General features: G+C 39.4%; 20 protein-coding genes. 2 read left to right on the top strand and 18 right to left on the bottom strand.

Going from position 1 to position 17,297, the window contains the following annotated elements; translation table 11 throughout:
• Positions 1 to 4: 4 nt before the first annotated feature.
• The 15 genes from SPD89_RS02935 to SPD89_RS02865 all read right to left on the bottom strand — a co-directional run bounded on the left by SPD89_RS02935 (position 5) and on the right by SPD89_RS02865 (position 12,937).
• Complete coding sequence (locus SPD89_RS02935) at positions 5 to 784, bottom strand: enoyl-CoA hydratase/isomerase family protein (RefSeq protein ID WP_336260471.1); 780 nt, start codon at positions 782 to 784, stop codon at positions 5 to 7.
• Positions 785 to 787: 3 nt separating this feature from the next.
• Entirely contained in the window at positions 788 to 1,564 is a 777-nt protein-coding gene (locus SPD89_RS02930; protein ID WP_336260470.1) for an enoyl-CoA hydratase-related protein, read from the bottom strand.
• Positions 1,557 to 1,868 carry an EthD family reductase gene (locus SPD89_RS02925; protein WP_336260469.1) on the bottom strand — a complete coding sequence of 104 codons (312 nt, stop codon included), beginning with the start codon at positions 1,866 to 1,868 and terminating at the stop codon, positions 1,557 to 1,559. The genes SPD89_RS02930 and SPD89_RS02925 overlap by 8 nt, the downstream gene beginning before the upstream one ends.
• Positions 1,869 to 2,341: 473 nt before the next feature.
• The gene (paaD, locus tag SPD89_RS02920; RefSeq protein WP_336260468.1) at positions 2,342 to 2,848 is read right to left on the bottom strand and encodes a 1,2-phenylacetyl-CoA epoxidase subunit PaaD; all 507 of its coding nucleotides are present in this window, start codon (positions 2,846 to 2,848) and stop codon (positions 2,342 to 2,344) included.
• 19 nt (positions 2,849 to 2,867) lie between these two features.
• On the bottom strand, positions 2,868 to 3,689 hold the full coding sequence (gene paaC / locus SPD89_RS02915) for a 1,2-phenylacetyl-CoA epoxidase subunit PaaC (protein ID WP_336260467.1): 822 nt from the start codon (positions 3,687 to 3,689) through the stop codon (positions 2,868 to 2,870).
• The gene (gene paaB, locus SPD89_RS02910; protein WP_336260466.1) at positions 3,686 to 4,048 is read right to left on the bottom strand and encodes a 1,2-phenylacetyl-CoA epoxidase subunit PaaB; all 363 of its coding nucleotides are present in this window, start codon (positions 4,046 to 4,048) and stop codon (positions 3,686 to 3,688) included. Before paaB ends, paaC begins: the two co-directional genes overlap by 4 nt.
• Before the next feature lie 15 nt (positions 4,049 to 4,063).
• Positions 4,064 to 5,050 carry a 1,2-phenylacetyl-CoA epoxidase subunit PaaA gene (paaA, locus tag SPD89_RS02905; RefSeq protein WP_336260465.1) on the bottom strand — a complete coding sequence of 329 codons (987 nt, stop codon included), beginning with the start codon at positions 5,048 to 5,050 and terminating at the stop codon, positions 4,064 to 4,066.
• A 76-nt stretch (positions 5,051 to 5,126) separates the two neighbouring features.
• Entirely contained in the window at positions 5,127 to 5,549 is a 423-nt protein-coding gene (locus SPD89_RS02900; protein ID WP_336260464.1) for a PaaI family thioesterase, read from the bottom strand.
• A gap of 32 nt (positions 5,550 to 5,581) precedes the next feature.
• The gene (locus SPD89_RS02895) at positions 5,582 to 5,980 is read right to left on the bottom strand and encodes a hotdog fold thioesterase (protein ID WP_336260463.1); all 399 of its coding nucleotides are present in this window, start codon (positions 5,978 to 5,980) and stop codon (positions 5,582 to 5,584) included.
• 430 nt (positions 5,981 to 6,410) lie between these two features.
• A complete protein-coding gene (locus tag SPD89_RS02890; protein WP_336260462.1) occupies positions 6,411 to 7,742 on the bottom strand; it encodes a phenylacetate--CoA ligase family protein in 1,332 nt (443 codons plus the stop codon).
• Between the two features lie 540 nt (positions 7,743 to 8,282).
• Positions 8,283 to 9,479 carry an ABC transporter substrate-binding protein gene (locus tag SPD89_RS02885; protein ID WP_336260461.1) on the bottom strand — a complete coding sequence of 399 codons (1,197 nt, stop codon included), beginning with the start codon at positions 9,477 to 9,479 and terminating at the stop codon, positions 8,283 to 8,285.
• 27 nt (positions 9,480 to 9,506) lie between these two features.
• Positions 9,507 to 10,250, bottom strand: a complete 744-nt coding sequence (locus SPD89_RS02880) for an ABC transporter ATP-binding protein (RefSeq protein WP_336260460.1) — start codon at positions 10,248 to 10,250, stop codon at positions 9,507 to 9,509.
• A 16-nt stretch (positions 10,251 to 10,266) separates the two neighbouring features.
• Positions 10,267 to 11,040: an ABC transporter ATP-binding protein gene (locus SPD89_RS02875; protein ID WP_336260459.1), complete on the bottom strand. Its 774-nt coding sequence runs from the start codon at positions 11,038 to 11,040 to the stop codon at positions 10,267 to 10,269.
• 11 nt (positions 11,041 to 11,051) lie between these two features.
• On the bottom strand, positions 11,052 to 12,059 hold the full coding sequence (locus tag SPD89_RS02870) for a branched-chain amino acid ABC transporter permease (RefSeq protein WP_336260458.1): 1,008 nt from the start codon (positions 12,057 to 12,059) through the stop codon (positions 11,052 to 11,054).
• Positions 12,059 to 12,937, bottom strand: a complete 879-nt coding sequence (locus SPD89_RS02865) for a branched-chain amino acid ABC transporter permease (RefSeq protein WP_336260457.1) — start codon at positions 12,935 to 12,937, stop codon at positions 12,059 to 12,061. The genes SPD89_RS02870 and SPD89_RS02865 overlap by 1 nt, the downstream gene beginning before the upstream one ends.
• A gap of 441 nt (positions 12,938 to 13,378) precedes the next feature.
• On the opposite strand from SPD89_RS02865, the gene paaX reads away from it, so the two are divergent.
• Positions 13,379 to 14,224 (top strand): phenylacetic acid degradation operon negative regulatory protein PaaX, encoded by an 846-nt coding sequence (paaX, locus tag SPD89_RS02860; protein WP_336260456.1) that lies wholly within the window; start codon positions 13,379 to 13,381, stop codon positions 14,222 to 14,224.
• 26 nt (positions 14,225 to 14,250) lie between these two features.
• On the top strand, positions 14,251 to 15,018 hold the full coding sequence (locus SPD89_RS02855; RefSeq protein ID WP_336260455.1) for a hypothetical protein: 768 nt from the start codon (positions 14,251 to 14,253) through the stop codon (positions 15,016 to 15,018).
• Positions 15,019 to 15,077: 59 nt separating this feature from the next.
• Here SPD89_RS02855 and SPD89_RS02850 read toward each other — a convergent pair whose 3' ends face one another.
• Genes SPD89_RS02850 through SPD89_RS02840 form a run of 3 tightly spaced genes read right to left on the bottom strand, consistent with a single transcriptional unit; the run spans position 15,078 to position 16,950 of the window.
• Positions 15,078 to 15,623, bottom strand: a complete 546-nt coding sequence (locus SPD89_RS02850; protein ID WP_336260454.1) for a gamma carbonic anhydrase family protein — start codon at positions 15,621 to 15,623, stop codon at positions 15,078 to 15,080.
• Positions 15,624 to 15,681: 58 nt separating this feature from the next.
• Positions 15,682 to 16,680: an NAD(P)/FAD-dependent oxidoreductase gene (locus tag SPD89_RS02845; protein WP_336260453.1), complete on the bottom strand. Its 999-nt coding sequence runs from the start codon at positions 16,678 to 16,680 to the stop codon at positions 15,682 to 15,684.
• A 3-nt stretch (positions 16,681 to 16,683) separates the two neighbouring features.
• Complete coding sequence (locus tag SPD89_RS02840; protein WP_336260452.1) at positions 16,684 to 16,950, bottom strand: ferredoxin; 267 nt, start codon at positions 16,948 to 16,950, stop codon at positions 16,684 to 16,686.
• Positions 16,951 to 17,297: the final 347 nt, after the last annotated feature.

The following is a 17,297-nucleotide window of genomic DNA, read 5'->3' as shown; positions in this document are numbered from 1 at the left end:
TAATTTACTTCCCTTCAAACTTCGGGCGCCTTTTTTCCAAAAATGCTTGAACTCCTTCTTGGTGATCTTCTGTTAATCCGGCGATTCGCTGAGCCTCCGCTTCTTGATCTAGAAATCGTTCAAATGGTGTATGCATGCTGTCCATCATATACCGCTTCACTAATGAAAAAGCTTTTGGGGGTAGAGTTGCAAGTTGTTTCGAGAAGTTTTCCACTCCTTCTTCCCACTCGGCTGCATCAATTATTTCTGATGCTAATCCGAGCTCGACAGCTTCTTCTCCAGTAATCGGCTTTCCAATCGTCGCTATTTCTAATGCCTTTGCGTAACCTACTAGGCGCGGCAGTATATACATGAAACCTGCATCTGGAACGAGCGCTATTCCCAAAAAAGCACTTACAAATTGTGCTTCGGATTTGACGATTCGGTAATCTGTCAATAACGTTAAACTCATTCCCGCTCCTGCCGCCACACCATTTACAGCTGCTACAGTAGGTTTAGATATAGATTGGAAGGCATTGACCATCGGATGATAATTTTTCCTTAAAAATGAGCCGTAATCCATATCCACTTCTACACTCTTAATATCCTGTCCGGCGGAAAATGCTTTGCCATCACCAGTTAAAACGACACAACGGACTTCTTGATCCCTTTCCGCTGTTTTAAGTGCATCCGTAATTTCCCTATTCATCACAGGGGTTAATGCATTAAAGGCTTCCGGTCGATTCAAGATTATTTTTGCCACTGCATCCTTTTTCTCAAAGCGAATTGTTTCATATTTTCCCATCCATTACTCCCCTTTAAATGAAGGACGTCGTTTTTCCACGAATGCGCGCATTCCTTCTTTTTGATCTTTTGAGTCAAATGCTAAGTAAAAATTTTTCCGTTCGAGCGTCAACCCTTCACGTAGTGGTACATCCTCTGCTTTATTTACTGCTTCTTTAATGAGACGAAGGGAAATCGGCGGCTGTTCCGCTAACTTTGCTGCAAACCGCATTGTTTCTTCAAAAATAATTTCTGGTGCCACGGTCCGGTTTACAATTCCTAATTGTTCCGCTTCAACAGCAGACTTATGATCACCAAACCAAATCCATTCAAGTGCTTTTCGCTTCCCAATAATTCTCGTTAAAAATTGAGTCCCTCCAGCACCAGGCATTACGCCTAAATTTACTTCCGGAAAGCCAAATTTCGCATCTTCTGCAGCGATAATAACATCACAATGGAGTGCTAATTCAAATCCACCGCCAAGTGCATAACCTGTAACGGACGCTAGCACGGGTTTTTGAATCGCCATCAGCCGATCCCAAACAGCAAATGGATTAGCTAATTCAAAAGATAGAGGTGATTCCCCAAGCATTTCATCAATATCGGCACCTGCGGCAAATGTTTTTTCATTTCCACGAATTACCGAAACGCGGATATCACTTTTGCTTTCAAACTCCTCTAACTGTGTTACAATTTCCTCAATCATTTTACGATTTAATGCATTTAAACTTTCCGGACGGTTTAGCTGGATAACACCGACTTTACCTTCCGTCCAAACGTTAATATGCTCGTAATCACTCATCGACTTCCTCACCGATCATGAGGGTAATAATATCACCCGCAAATTGGAATGCGTCTTTTCCAGAAGCTTTTCCTTCATCTGTTTGCATCGCTTTTTGTAACGATTCCATGTCGTCATAGATCATTTCACATTGTAAATAATATTCACTCTTTCCCATTGGAGAACCAACAATCTTTGTAACTTTCATTTCACGGAGTCCTGGAATTTTTGCCGTCAGCGGGCTATGAACATTGAAATAGTGGTCATCAAATTTTTCCTTATCCTCCGGTTGTTTATATAACGCAATCACTTTTGCTTTTGCCATACATATCACTTCTCCTTAGTTTTTATATGCGTCATCCATTGGGACTGGACTCGATATCTTTATGAGTTCACTCGGCATCTTTGCTTAACGACTCGACTTCTTAATAGTTCACTCGGCATCTTTGCTTAACAACTCAACTTCTTAAAAGTTCACTCCTCATCTTTGCTTAACGACTCGACTTCTTATGAGTTCGCTCAGCATCTTGCAAACGACTCGACTTCTTATGAGTTCGCTCAGCATCTTGCAAACGACTCGACTTCTTAATAGTTCACTCCGCATCTGTGCGAACGACTCAACTTCTTATGACCTCACTCGGCATCTTGTAAACGACTCGACTTCTTATGAGTTCACTCGGCATCTTGCAAACAACTCGACTTCTTAATAGTTCACTCCGCATCTGTGCGAACGACTCAACTTCTTAAGAGCTCACTCGGCTCTTTGCAAGCGACTTAACATGTTTGAGCCGTCATTACCTACGCGGTTTCTTCTTCCTCCACAATCACAGGTTTCATTGCTTCAAATGGATTTCGGCAATCGAGGCAGTATAAAATACTTCTGCAAGCGGTTGGTCCAAACACATTATCCATCGATGTGTAGCTTGAGCCACAATATGGACAATCAACTGTCCACTCCTCCCCAACGCGGTAATTTTCTGGCGGTGGAGAAATACCAAGCTTTCTAAGCTGCACTTTCCCCTCGTCTGTAATCAGGTCAGTCGTCCACTGATGTTCGAATGAAAATTCCACATCGCACTCGACGACCCAAGGAAGGTTTTCAATTGCGTTTTTTACGTCACGCTCGATGAAGTCGAGGGCCGGACATCCCGCAAATGTTGGAACCATTGTGACGGACACTCGACTCCCGGTGATGCTTACTGAGTAAACCATACCAAGATCATAGACACTTACATTTGTTAACTCAGGATCATCAACCGTTTTTAGCACTTCCAAAATTTCTTCATCCGGCGTTAGTGGTATCATGGTGATCCCTCCCTCCTAATTACCAAACGGCTTCTGTATCTGACATATACACTTCGGTAAAAATACCGATCGCTTGCTCTAAATCTTCGTTATACTCTCCTCTTCTGCCGTCTCCTAATACCATTTTCGGTATGGAGTCGAATTTCTCCTTCAGAACACCATTAACTTTTTCGAGCCAACGATTTTTTAACGTTTCCTCATCAATTAATAAATTGAATCGGTGAATCTCTTCGGCCTTGGACCCGAGCGATAGGGCATCACCAAACTCCCGGGAAGCCTCTTCTAACCGCATACGAATTTTCCCTTTCGCTTCTATTGTTGAATCTTGCAGCTGTTCGATCCATAAACGCCAATGTGCTAAATGATATGTTTGCTCGAGCAATGCTTTTCTAGCAATCTGTCTTAACGGTTCGTACGAGCTATTTGTAGCCGCTTCCAGTTTTATGCGTTTCAAAGATTCATAGAGAAAATTTCTTACTACTGCTAGTGCCCAGTCATAATCCGGTTCACCGATATAGCTACCAGGCCCATTCACTTTTTCTAAATAGGTCGAACTACGCCTTGCTCCAGCTGTACGTTCATGAGCTAATGTATCACTGTCTCCTTCTCCGAGCTCTTCTAGTAACCCGAAAAACATCGTTGCATGCCCCATTGTGTTTTGGGTAATCGACGAAAATGCTACATCTTCCTCAATATGGGGAGCGAGTCCGAGCCATTCGGAACCACGGAACGAAATGATCAAATCATCATCAGCAAATTGATACAATAACTCAACAAGTGCAGCTTTGTACGCTGGGTTCTGACGCGCTTCTTCTGCCGTTTTTATTATTTCGTTACTCATGACTTTCTCCCCTTACTCCATGAGAATATTTCTTTTTCATCTAACATTCCCATTTTCTCTTCTTTTTCACGCCATAGTTTCCTTAAATAGCCGTATCCTTTCGTGTTCCGGTAATCTTTATTATCTAATCTTTTTGTTAATTGTTGTTTTTCTTCACTCGTCATTGCCCGAATATCATCCCGTTCGACTACCCAAATATCAATTGCATCTTCTCGTCTCATAAAATTTTCCTGTGCCATCATCATGGCCATATCTTTATTCGGGGCAAGTAAACTGAACTGATGTTGTAATGGGAGTTTATTACTTTTCCTACTAAACACTTCATATTCTCGGTAAAAGTTTCGCTCTTCCTGTGCCATATTTTTTACCTCCTTTTACACGACTGCTTCCGGTTGGTGCGCTAATGCGCGTCTTACCCAACTGCCATTATCATAAGCAATTTGTCTAAGCTTAAGTCTCGCCTTAGAACGCGGTCCATTATTATTAATCGTCTGCTTAAACTGCTCCCAGTCAGGTTGCTCATATGTCCATTCATTTGTCTCTTCATTAAAGGCTATTGTTTTATCCGGGAGTTCAAGACCCAAAGCTTTTATTCTAGGAATATATTTATCAAAAAATGCTTGCCTTAATTCCTCATTATTGTTCACGCGAATTTTGTACTTGATCATGATATCTTGCCTTGAAGATCCAGTTACTTTTGGTGTTGGTGGTCCAAAAAACATTACTAACGACTCCCACCAACGGCTCAACGCTTCTTGCAACATATCCCGTTGTTCTTTCGTTCCATTTGCTAGCGCCATTACTAACGCCTCACCATGCTGTGCGTGGAAAACTTCTTCCGCACAAATTCGCTGTAATGCCCTTTGATAAGGTCCGTATGATGCGTTTAACATATTTGTTTGCGTAATAATCGCTGCTCCATCAACTAACCAAGCGATAATCGCTGCATCAGCCCACGATTTTGTTTTCATATGGAAGACATTATGAAACTTAATTTTTCCATCTAATAAACCTTCCATCATCTCTTTACGTGAAATTCCATTTGGTTTCTGTAAGTCCTCTGCAACACGAAGCAGTAATTGCCCGTGCCCCATTTCATCTTGAACTTTTGCCATAATCGCTAACTTCCTTTTTAAAGATGGAGCCTTCGGTGTCCATTCCTTCTCTGGAAGCGCTCCCATAATTTCGCTCATTCCATGCATAGAAATCAAACGAATGAGTGCATTACGGTAATCATCTGGCATCCAATCATTAGGTTCAATTTTTTCCCCATTATTAATCCGTTCCATGAACAGTTCATACTGTTCTTCATCTGTACGCTCATCTTGAATGAGGTCTCCACCTTCTATATAAAGGTACATTGCAAATCCTCCTTATGACGTATTATTAACGTTAGTTTATCATTACGTTATATAACTGTCAAGGTACTTTTTCTTGTTATTTCCTTTGACTAATGAGGATAGACGAGACACAATTTGCTATAAGTTTATCATTCTGTCTCACCTCACCTGTTACATAGGCAATCGTTTTTCCCCGCCGTTCAACCGTCGCTGTTATGTCAACCTGACCGTCTATCATCGGACGATGGAAAGTCGTATCAATATCAATCGATGCAAACCCTTCTTCATCAGTAAGTTTGGAAGCAATCGCATAAGCCATCATAATATCGACCGCAGCAGTTATAAACCCCCCCATCACGACACCATTACCGTTAATAAATTTATGATCCACTTCCCAAATACCATGTGCAACCCCGTCTTCAGCTTGCGTTACCTTCACTTGCATCGTATCATCACATGGTGGTGGTTTTTTTATTTGCTTTGCTACATTTTGTAAATCCGTTATTGTAAATTTCCCCATGATGATTAGCTCCTTTTCTATTCATTTAGGCTTTAAACAAACATATCTCTTTTCCGGTAGACCATCCCCTCCATCCGCGCTTTCAATTGTCCGTTAGACATTACTTCCATCTGATAGATTGCAAGTCTCCCATTATTATTTATTTCTGTTGCCGTACAAATTAACTCTTCGCCTAATTCGCCTGCCGCCACATATGACATATTCGTACTGATCCCAACTGCCACTTGCCCGTAAGAATTACTAGCCACAGCAAATGCATAATCAGCTAAGGAAAACACCAGTCCCCCGTGGGCAGCACGGTGAAAATTTAACATCTCATCAGTAATTGTAACAGCGGTTTTCGCATATCCTTTGCCCCATTCCAATAGTTCCATATTCAGTTTCTGTGCATATGGATCCTCTTTGAAAATTTTCGTCATTTCCTTATTCATAAAAAATATCCCCCATCCAATTACCACTAAACATCTTTCGCCTCGACTATGCATCTTTTTTCGCAACTCTGCAGGTTGCGAGAGACACTAAGCATCTTTTCTAGCGACTATGCATATTGCAAGTTTTGGTGGCCTTGGTATTAGTAATGTTATTTATGCATCTTTTCCTGTGACTATGCACGTTGCAAGAACCACTCAGCATTGGTACGTGCCACTATGCATAATGCTAGAGCGACTTCTTTTTCTACCACTCTGCATGTTGCGCAACTCATCAGCATTGCGCACTAGTCCCCCACATTCAATGCTCCGAACACACTCTTTTTATCAATATATTAAAAAAGCCTCGAGAATCTTAAACTTTTATTTTCATAGATGTGTGTTGTTTACGAGCTTTTAAAAGAAAATTCTGAGGCTTACCTATTTTATTGTTTTACTTTAAATTCGCTGTCTGCATGCTTTCGTCAATAATCCGAACTGCTTTACCTTCTGAACGTGGCAACGTTTTTGGTTCTACTATATTTACAGGAATATTAATAAAGCATTCATTTCGGATCACTGATTGCACTTTTTGCTTCACGGAATGAATTTCTTCATGATCCAATGACTCGTTTGTTTCTCGATAAACTTCTTCACAAATTTCAACGTATAATTCCACATGATCTACATGACCGTTCTTTGAAAGATGAAGTTGATAATTCGGTGAAAGTTCACTCACTTGCAGCAAACTTCTTTCCACTTCACTTGGGAAAACATTTACTCCCTTTATAATTAACATATCATCGACTCTTCCTTTTGTACGGCTCATACGGACAGTCGTTCTTCCACACTTACATTTCCCACGATGAATCGCTGAAATATCACCTGTTCTGTACCTTATTACTGGAGATGCCTCTTTTGTTAAACTCGTAAACACAAGTTCTCCGTATTCTCCCTCTGGTAAAACTTCCAGTGTATCCGGATCGATTACCTCAACAAAGAAATGATCTTCCTGAACATGAAGCCCATCTTGTGCTTCCATACATTCAATCGCTACTCCAGGTCCGACGACTTCAGTTAATCCGTAAATATCGACTGCCTTAATAGCAAACTTTTCTTCTAATAATGTTCGAACCTCTTCGGACCAAGTTTCTGCTCCAAAAATTCCATATTTTAAACTCGTTTCTCTCGTGTCAATCCCTTTTGCTTCCATGACTTCGGCAAGATGGAGAGCATAAGATGGAGTTGCACAAATTACATCCGGTTTCATATCTTGTATAACTAAAATTTGTCTTGCCGTATTTCCAGTCGACACAGGGATCGTTGTCATCCCCAATTTTTCCCCACCATGATGTAGGCCAAGTCCTCCTGTAAACAGTCCGTACCCATACGCATTATGCATAATTCCGGATTTCCTTCCTCCTGCAGCAACGATTGACCTTGCAATAACTTCTGCCCACATATCGATGTCATTTTTAGTATATGCAGCAATCGTCGGTTTTCCACTTGTTCCGGATGATGCATGATAGCGCACAATTTCCTCCTGTGGCGCAGCAAATAGTCCAGTCGGATAATTGTCGCGAATATCCTTTTTTGTAAGGAATGGAAGTTTTTGAATATCCTTTAGTGACCTCACATCTTCTGGCTTTACACCTACACGATTTAACGCATTTTTATAGTAAGCATTATTTTCGTATACACGTTTCAATGTGTTTTTTAAAAAATTAAGCTGTAATGCTTCTCTCTCAACCTCACTCATCGTTTCTCTCTCTTCATTAAAAATCATTTACCTAAATCCTCCTTACTTTTATTAAATCAGGATGTTTCTTTAGAACACTTAGCTTAGCGCCAAGGCATAAGCAGTGATGTTGGGACAAAAGTTTGTATGTGCATATAAACCGCTTCGGAAAATGCACTGCGCTTTCACCACAGGCATAAGAGCGACATCTAGGACTGCACAAGGTTCGTCCCATCAACTGCACCTGTTCAAGACGTTCTACTACTAGCTTTCACAGTGTCTCTTTACCGCCGGGCGGCTGCTTTAGCCTTCGACGTACAGGACGTACTAGTTCGGCGTAGATCACAAGACATGACGTTTGTCATCGACCTTATGCTAATCACTTCGTTATCGCACCTATGCCTTTCCTCGCACATGCACAGGACGTGACTGACTTTAGTCTCTGTTTATTTCCTTCACTAAGAAGTGTATAATTTTTTAAAAACTAAGTTTTTAATCATGTCCCGATCCTACCAGCAAATAAAAGAATTTATTTGTTAAAACGGTCAATCCTTTTTCACTCGTCTTATTCCAAAATATATGCAATATTTATTTTAAAAACTGCCATTTGCCTTTCTTTACATGAGCCATTACTAAACTATCTGTATCCAACCCATTATGATCTTCTGAACTCATATTGAATGTTCCAGATGTTCCTACCCAATCTGTAATATTATTTTCAAGATGGTCACGAATTGACGCTCTATCTGTAGCACCTGCTTCTAGTGCATCGACAACGAGCATTAAGTTGTCATATCCGTATGAAGCGAAATTCGTCGGCTCGCTATCATATTTATCTGTATATTTTTCATAGAAGTCAGAAATCACTTCATAATGTGGGTCATCTTCTGGAATCTCGGATGGGAATAATAAACGCCCTGTTGGAATAACGACCCCTTCTGCCGCGTCTTGAGCTAGATCAATAAACGCTTGGTTAGCAACCCCATGACTACTTACATGCGGGATCTCCATTCCTAAATCTTTCATATTTACTGCAATCGTTGCCGGCCCCGGGTTCGTTCCCCATGTAATGAGCGCTTCTGCTCCCGAACTATTAATTTTCGTTAATTGTGTCGACATGTCAGCATCTTCCATGTTATAAACTTCCTTCGCAACAATCTCAATGCCATAGTCTTCGGCCATTGCTTCCAGTTGCTCACGTCCACTTTCACCATACGCATTTGAATCTGTTAATATACCAATCTTTTCGATCCCTTCATCCTCTAAGTACATATAAATATTTTCTACCGCATGAACATCGTTTTGTGGTGTTTTAAAAACCCATGTAGATTCTTCTACAGGTTCGACCACTTGAATACTTGCTGCCGCAGAAACTAGTGGAACTTCTTGCTCCATCGCAATCCCTTTCATCGCTAAACTTTCCGTCGATCCAGAAGAGCCTAATACCGCTAAAACTTCTTCATCATGAATGAGTCGGTTCATTTCTTGTGTTGCTTTTTCCTGTGTTGACTCATCATCTGCTAAAATTACTTCTAACGGAATTCCGTTAATTCCTCCTGCTGCATTAATTTCTTCTACTATTAACTCTGTCGTATTCCATTCCGGTTCACCTAGAGGGTTATTTGGTCCCGTTTTTGAATAAATTGCACCAATTTTATATACTTCTGCATCGTCTCCCCCATTAGCTTCCCCTGATGCTTCTTGTCCTTCACCATCTTCCCCATTACAAGCAGCCAAAACGAAAACAAAAGCGATCATGAATACAAATGCATAGAACTTTTTCAATCAAAACCCTCCCGTATTGTAAATTTTTTACACTTCAATTTTATGACCAAGATACGCTTCTTTAATTTCTTGATCATTTAACAGATTGTTTGAATAGGCTTCTTTTACAATGACACCATTGGAAATGACATATGCTCTGTTCGAAATTTTTAAAGAAGCAGCTACATTTTGTTCGATTAATAGCACTGTCTTTCCAAGCGTTTTATTTAGTTTCACAATTAAATCAAGCACTTCTCCAACAACAATCGGTGCAAGTCCAAGCGTCGGTTCATCTAATAATAAAAGATCCGGCTTTGCCATCATCGCCCTTGCTATCGCAAGCATTTGCTGTTGTCCCCCTGAAAGTGTTCCAGCAAGCTGGTCTTGTCTCTCTTTTAAAATTGGAAAAAGTTCAAAAATTAATTTTAAATCTTTCTCTTTTTCCGCCTTTCCTGTTTTTCTATAGTGATGATATGCCCCTAAATGCAAATTATCGAGAACAGATAACGTTCCAAAAATTTGCCGATGTTCAGGTACATGTGCAATGTGTTGGGCAACAATTTGTTCAGTTCCTAACCCTACTATGCTTTTTCCATTGTGGGATATGTGACCTTCTTTAATTTTCACAAGTCCAGAAACCGCTTGTAAAAGAGTTGTTTTCCCACCACCATTTGCTCCTAATAGTGCGACAATTTCCCCTTCATTCACATGAAGATTCACCCCTTTTAAAGCTTCGATCGGTCCGTAAAACACGTGAAGATTCTCAATATGTAAACTTATCTTTTTCGTCATGACGCCCTCCTTTTTACTAGTTAGCAACTGATTCTTTAACTTCCTCTCCTAAATACGCCTTAATGACTGCTTCGTCTTGTTGAATTTCATACGGCGTTCCTTCGGCAATTTTTTCTCCTTGATTAAGAACAATGATCGAATCACAAATCCCCATTACTAAATCCATATCGTGTTCTACAACTAACACTGTGATCCCTTTATCTTTTATGCTTTTAATCAATCCACTCATTTTTTTCGTTTCGTTATGATTTAACCCTGCAGCAATTTCATCAAGTAATAAAAGTTTCGGCTTAACAGCTAGTGCCCGTGCTAACTCAAGTAAACGCAATTTTCCAAGCGGTAAATTCCCAGCTAAAATTTCTATATCATTTTCCAAACCAACAAATTTTACAAATTGTAAGCATTTCGTATAAACATCTTCCTCTTCTTTTAACACTCTCGGTAAACGTAAAGCTGATTGGATCATTCCAGTTTTTGAATTTGTATGGTAACCGACCATGACATTTTCGATGACTGACATATTTCTGAATACTTGTAAATTTTGAAATGTTCGGGATATTCCAAGCGTAGCTATTCTGTAAGGAGGCAACCCATCAATCCTTTTTCCGTTAAACATTATTTTTCCTTTGGTCGGCTTATAAATAGCTGAAATAACGTTAAATAATGTACTTTTACCAGCTCCATTTGGTCCTATCAATCCGACAATTGAATTTTCTACAATCTGAAATGATATATCTTTATTTGCGACAATGCCACCAAACGACTGTGTCACATTCTCTACACGCAGCATAAAATACCTCCTTATGTCGTACTTTCTTTTACTAGATGGGGTGTTTTTTTCCTAAAAACATTTACCAAACTTGGAAATAACCCCTTTGGCATAAACATGATGACTAGCACTAAAATCAGACCATTCATGACATGCTCAAAATCACTAGTAATAAAGGAAACATTATTTCCTAAAAAATGAACGAAAATATTAATTGCGGTGATCAGTATGGTTCCAATAAGGGCTCCCCAAACACTCGTTGCTCCACCAAGTACGACCATCGTTAAAAATAAAATGGAGGCATCAAGTCCAAATGATCCTGGCGAAATACTGTAACTCATATGGGCAAATAACCAACCTGCAAGACCTGCTAACATCGCACTGAAAATAAAAATTTGCATTTTATATTTCCCTGTATTAACTCCCATGCTATTTGCGGCAATTTCACTATCATGTATTGACCGAAGTGCCCTGCCAATCCGGGAATGAACGATATTAAGTGAGATTAATACAGTGATCACCGTGAAAAACCAGACGAAATAATAATATGGTAACCCTTGTTTGATCATCGTACCGAATAACTGAATCGTTGGAATACCGTAGAATCCAGAAGCTCCACTCGTAACTGAACGCCATTCAACGATTAAAACGCTTACAATAATTCCAAATGCGAGTGTGGCCATTGCTAAATAGTACCCACTGAGTCGCGCCATCGTATGTCCGACAATAAAAGCGACGAGTGCCGGGAGTAATATAGCAAATATTAACCCGATCCATGGGCTGAGGCCAAATGTTTTTGATACCACTGCAGTCGTATAAGCGCCAACGCCATAGAAGGCTGCTTGCCCAAGTGATATTTGCCCTGCATAGCCCATTAACATCCCGAGTCCAACAGCAATGATGGCATAAATTCCAGCAAATGTAGCTTGTGTCATTAAAAAAGAATTTAAGCCGAGCCACGGTAGGATGAGTACAATAAGTAAGAAAATGATAAATCCAATCCAATTTAATTTTTTGACGCCTTTTCTTTGAACAGCCATTATAAACCTCCTTTTCCAACTGACTTTTCCCCTAATATTCCACTCGGTCTAATTAGTAAAAGCAGCAAGACAAACGAAAACGTAATTGCATCTTTTAATCCTGAACTAATATATCCTCCACCTAAAGATTCAACAAGCCCTATTACTAATCCACCAATAACCGCGCCTGGTGCACTTCCAAGTCCTCCGAATATTGCAGCAGAAAATCCTTTTATTCCTAACATAATTCCTAAGTCATAAGACGGGAACATAATTGGTGCAATCGCCACTCCTGCAAGTGCTCCTAGTCCGCCGCTTAACATAAATGCAAGCGTTGCCATTTTCACGGAACTAATTCCCATTAACCTCGCTGCTACCGGATTATCCGATGTTCCTCGAAACGCTTTTCCTAAGATTGTTTTTTCCATCATTATGTATAAAAAGATCACGACCGCTAACATGATACACATCACCCAAATACTTTGAATGTTGATCGTCGCATTAAATATTTTTAAAGGAGCATGTGCTGTGAATGACTCCAAACGAAACGAACCTTTCCCCCAACCAATACTAGCAAGCCCTCTAATCAAAATAGCAATCCCAATCGTTAAAATGATAAGACTAATCGGATCAGCGTCTTTCACTCTCCTGAAAACAGCAAATTCTAGCACCCATCCAATAATTGTCACCATAATGAGAGTAAGTATAAAAGCAATGACAAACGGAATCCCCATACCGACAAAAGTAATCATGAGCATTCCACCGAGCATGACAAACTCACCTTGAGCAAGATTAATAATTTTTGTCACGCTATAAATCGTTACAAATCCTAAAGCAACGATTTCATAAATGCTTCCTATTGTTAATCCAGTCATAATAAATTGGATTAAATCTCCCATAAATCATCCACCCCCTAATAGTTTTCTATATTACATTTAAAATAATGACGTATATTTATCGTTATGAATTATATATGATTATACATATAAGGCGAAATTGTGTCAATGCCCTATTGTCAAAAAACTTTAAATAATCCAACCGTTCAAAAATCACTGTATGGATCTTACTGGATTGCAATTCTTCCAAGGGATTGAGTAACTTTGAACGTTGATTTTTCCTACCCTATCCTCGAGAAACTTTCTCCTATAATGCGTGAATTCAAATCTGAATTGCACAATTTCTATTTTGAATTGTACGATGTTATACCTCAACTTCTTTCCAAACTAAATGCATCCACTCATCTAACACGTAAATATTGACGCGTATTTTTTTCGTATGGTTATTTATTTATGCTATAATAGAAATCAATTTTATTTTTTCAGAGTAAAGAAGGGATTCATATGGAGAGAAAATTTAATACTCGTTCAATGATCTTTACGATATTTGGAGATTATATTCGGCATTATGGTAGTGTGATTTGGATTGGCAGTTTAATAAAATTACTAGAAGCGTTCGGACATAACGAACAAGCTGTACGGGCAGCTGTTTCTAGAATGAGTAAACAAGGCTGGATACAATCTGAAAGACGAGGCAATAAAAGTTTTTATTCGTTAACCGAACAAGGAAAAGTTCGGATGGAAGAGGCTTCTCGAAGAATTTATAAAGAGCCAGTTCCGAAATGGGACGGGAAATGGTGGATTTTATTGTATAATATTCCCGAAGAAAAACGCCATTTACGTGATAAATTACGTGAGGAACTAGTATGGAGTGGATTTGGTCCACTTTCAAATAGTTGTTGGATCACTCCGAATAACCTCCAAAAAGAAATCAATCTCATGATCAAAAAATATCAAGTAGAAGAATATGTAACCTATTTTCACGCATCATATGAAGGGATGCAATCACACCAAGACTTAGTGAAAAAGTGTTGGGACTTAAATGAAATTAATGAACAATATGCAGGATTCATTGAGCAATACAGTCAAAACTATATTATTCATAAAAATAAAATTAGTAAAAATGAAATGAGTGACAGCAGCTGTTTTGTAGAAAGTGCATTGCTCGTCCACCAATATCGAAAATTTTTATTTATCGACCCAAGCTTACCAGATGAACTTTTACCAGAAAAATGGTTGGGCGATTCAGCAACTGCCTTATTTAAAGACTATAATGCTATTTTATCAAAACCTGCAAAACGCTTTTTCGAATCCGTCTTTGAATTAGGAGAACCGATTAAACAGCAGTAGAGAGATTTCTGAGGAAACAGTACCGATTGTGGGAGACATGCACCGATTTCAGAAATTATGTGCCGATTCGAAGGGAGATGTGCCGATTTCAGAAATTATGTGCCTATTCGAAGGGAGATGTGCCGATTTCAGAAATTATGTGCCTATTCGAAGGGAGATGTGCCGGTTTCGGAAATTATGTGCCTATTCGAAGAGAGATGTGCCCGTTTCGGAAATTATGTGCCAATTCGGAGAGAGATGTGCCGATTTCAGAAATAATGTGCCTATTCGAAGGGAGATGTGCCGATTTCAGAAATTATGTGCCAATTCGGAGAGAGATGTGTCGGTTTCGGAAATTATGTGCCTATTCGGAGAGAGATGTGCCGATTTCGAAAATTATGTGCCGATTCGGAGAGAGATGTGCCGGTTTCAGAAATAATGTGCCGATTCGAAGGGAGATGTGCCGATTTCAGAAATTATGTGCCGATTCGGAGAGAGATGTGCCGGTTTCGGAAATTATGTGCCGATTCGAAGGGAGATGCGCCGATTTCAGAAATTATGTGCCTATTCGAAGGGAGATGTGCCGATTTCAGAAATTATGTGCCTATTCGGAGGGAGATGCGCCGATTTCAGAAATTATGTGCCTATTCGGAGAGAGATGTGCCGATTCGAAGAGAGATGCGCCGGTTTCGGAAATTATGTGCCTATTCGAAGAGAGATGTGCCGATTTCAGAAATTATGTGCCTATTCGAAGAGAGATGTGCCGGTTTCGAAAATTATGTGCCAATTCAGAGGGACATGCGCCAATCCGTTAGCATCTGATCACACATAATAAAACTTGACTGTCAACATTAACAGTCAAGTTTTTTGTTCCCTATACTTTCACTTTTTCCCGTTCAATTTTTTCAAAAATTGCCGGATCTTGATATTGTTCTGCGTTTCTTACATATGTTCTTATTGTAAGATCTAATAATTCCTCATCTTGCTCGGTTAATTGTCGCACAACTTTTCCAGGACTTCCAAGCACGAGTGAATTCGGTGGGATTACTTTACCCGCCGGGATCAATGCATTGGCACCAATAATGGAGTTTTCTCCAATTACCGCTCCATCCAAAACAGTCGCTCCCATTCCGATGAGGACCCCTTTTTTCAATGTACAACCATGAATAATTGCATTATGTCCAACTGTTACCTCATCTTCAACAATTAATGGATATCCTTCATACAAATGACAGACTGTATTTTCTTGGATACTGCAACGGTTTCCAATTCGAATCTGATCTTCGTCGCCTCGTAAAACTACATTAAACCAAATACTTGTCTCGGCACCAATCTTGACATCTCCAATGACTTTTGCGCCATCTGCAATGAAAGCGGACTCATTTACTTGCGGAATAAATTCTTTATAACGATAAAACATACCATCCCCCCTTGAATCCATTTAATCAACCATACGCAAACAAGTCAATAGGTAAAATTTAGATGACTTTCGTTTTTTCAAACAAATGGGTACTATGGACATTGACTCTTGCCTTTGGATCAATTCGTAATTTCGCTTGATTGACTGCAATCGTTGCTTCACCAAAACCTGTTGCAATTAATTTAGGCTTTCCTTTATAAATACAGATGTCTCCAGCTGAATAGATACCAGGAATATTTGTCTCCATTTGTTGATTCACACGAATTGAATTACGATGTATATCAAGTCCCCATTTTTTTAACGGCCCTAAATCCGTGATAAAGCCGAAATTTACAATGATACTATCAACATCTAGTAAACTAGTCTTTTCTCCTCTTACTTCTTTAATTAAAACTTGATCGATTTTGTTGCCGCTTCCAAAAATCTCTGCCACTTCAAATGGTGTAACAATCTCTACATTAGATGCTCGCAACTCCGATAAGCTCGCCTCATGTGCTCGAAAACGATCACGCCGGTGAATAAGTGTTACACTTTTAGCAAGGGGCTCAAGCGCCAGTGACCAATCGACCGCAGAATCTCCGCCTCCACAAATGAGTACATCGTGATTCTTAAAATCATCGAGTTTTTTAATAAAGTAATGTAAATTTTCCCCTTCATAACTATCGCAGTTTTCAACTTCCAATTTCCGTGCCTGAAATGCCCCAGCGCCTGCAGTAATTATCAAATTTCGCGTCAAATATCGATTTTTAGTCGTAATCAGCTCAAAAATTTCCTCATCCAAACGATTCACATGAAGCACTGATTCGCCTAACGTAATTTTCGGTGAAAAAGTGAGCGCTTGTTCATAAAGTTGATCGACTAAATCTTGTGCCTTTATTTTTGGAAACCCCGCCACATCATGAATATATTTTTCCGGATAAAGTGCCGACAATTGACCACCAACTTCTGGCATACTATCAATCAGATGAACGCTTGCCTCACGCATACCCGCATAAAACGTCGTAAATAAACCAACGGGACCTGCGCCAATTATTGTTATATCGTGAATTTCCCTCATCACTTAAGCCCCCTTAACATAGGTTTCTTCTTTTAAAGGATCTCCCTCAAATGGTTCATCTGATATTTTAATCGAACCCGTTGGACATTCATCATGCGCATCCTCCAAATCATATATCAGCTCTTCATCCACTGGCACATTCCCCTCATTATCGTCCCCTATATAATAAGATAAACCTTCCTCATCATATGCAAAAATCTCAGGTGCAATAGCCCCACAGCTTCCACAAGAAATACAAGTTTCTTGATTGACAATTGTATACCTACACATAATCCCACTCCTCACAAACCATTATATAACGTTTTAATAACGTATGCATTAATTATAGTTATAGATACAATACATTATTCCTTTTTCCATGTCAATAGGTTTTAAAAATTTCAGATAATGATTGAGTGGATTCAAATGAAAAATTGATTAAATATGAGTTGACTTTAGTTTTCCAGCGTTTGTAATCTATATCGTAGTATGTCAATGGGGAATTAGTTAAAAACTTTTAAAGTGGAGTAACTAAAAAATAAGACTTTCCCTGGTCAATTTAAGCTTAATATAAAAATGAAAAAAGCAAAATTGAGTAAAAAAAATCTGGTTGAATATCTTTTTTTCAGCCAATTCAC

This window comes from Pseudogracilibacillus sp. SO30301A (assembly GCF_037072025.1).
Taxonomy (GTDB): domain Bacteria; phylum Bacillota; class Bacilli; order Bacillales; family Amphibacillaceae; genus Pseudogracilibacillus.
This window is presented reverse-complemented; position numbering and strand designations above follow the sequence as displayed.

What these genes read in the sequence shown, in the direction of transcription:
- SPD89_RS02935 (WP_336260471.1), bottom strand. Translation starts at nt 784, where the DNA reads ATGGGAAAATATGAAACAATTCGCTTTGAGAAAAAGGATGCAGTGGCA.
- SPD89_RS02930 (WP_336260470.1), bottom strand. Translation starts at nt 1,564, where the DNA reads ATGAGTGATTACGAGCATATTAACGTTTGGACGGAAGGTAAAGTCGGT.
- SPD89_RS02925 (WP_336260469.1), bottom strand. Translation starts at nt 1,868, where the DNA reads ATGGCAAAAGCAAAAGTGATTGCGTTATATAAACAACCGGAGGATAAG.
- paaD (WP_336260468.1), bottom strand. Translation starts at nt 2,848, where the DNA reads ATGATACCACTAACGCCGGATGAAGAAATTTTGGAAGTGCTAAAAACG.
- paaC (WP_336260467.1), bottom strand. Translation starts at nt 3,689, where the DNA reads ATGAGTAACGAAATAATAAAAACGGCAGAAGAAGCGCGTCAGAACCCA.
- paaB (WP_336260466.1), bottom strand. Translation starts at nt 4,048, where the DNA reads ATGGCACAGGAAGAGCGAAACTTTTACCGAGAATATGAAGTGTTTAGT.
- paaA (WP_336260465.1), bottom strand. Translation starts at nt 5,050, where the DNA reads ATGTACCTTTATATAGAAGGTGGAGACCTCATTCAAGATGAGCGTACA.
- SPD89_RS02900 (WP_336260464.1), bottom strand. Translation starts at nt 5,549, where the DNA reads ATGGGGAAATTTACAATAACGGATTTACAAAATGTAGCAAAGCAAATA.
- SPD89_RS02895 (WP_336260463.1), bottom strand. Translation starts at nt 5,980, where the DNA reads ATGAATAAGGAAATGACGAAAATTTTCAAAGAGGATCCATATGCACAG.
- SPD89_RS02890 (WP_336260462.1), bottom strand. Translation starts at nt 7,742, where the DNA reads ATGATTTTTAATGAAGAGAGAGAAACGATGAGTGAGGTTGAGAGAGAA.
- SPD89_RS02880 (WP_336260460.1), bottom strand. Translation starts at nt 10,250, where the DNA reads ATGACGAAAAAGATAAGTTTACATATTGAGAATCTTCACGTGTTTTAC.
- SPD89_RS02875 (WP_336260459.1), bottom strand. Translation starts at nt 11,040, where the DNA reads ATGCTGCGTGTAGAGAATGTGACACAGTCGTTTGGTGGCATTGTCGCA.
- SPD89_RS02870 (WP_336260458.1), bottom strand. Translation starts at nt 12,059, where the DNA reads ATGGCTGTTCAAAGAAAAGGCGTCAAAAAATTAAATTGGATTGGATTT.
- SPD89_RS02865 (WP_336260457.1), bottom strand. Translation starts at nt 12,937, where the DNA reads ATGGGAGATTTAATCCAATTTATTATGACTGGATTAACAATAGGAAGC.
- paaX (WP_336260456.1), top strand. Translation starts at nt 13,379, where the DNA reads ATGGAGAGAAAATTTAATACTCGTTCAATGATCTTTACGATATTTGGA.
- SPD89_RS02850 (WP_336260454.1), bottom strand. Translation starts at nt 15,623, where the DNA reads ATGTTTTATCGTTATAAAGAATTTATTCCGCAAGTAAATGAGTCCGCT.
- SPD89_RS02845 (WP_336260453.1), bottom strand. Translation starts at nt 16,680, where the DNA reads ATGAGGGAAATTCACGATATAACAATAATTGGCGCAGGTCCCGTTGGT.
- SPD89_RS02840 (WP_336260452.1), bottom strand. Translation starts at nt 16,950, where the DNA reads ATGTGTAGGTATACAATTGTCAATCAAGAAACTTGTATTTCTTGTGGA.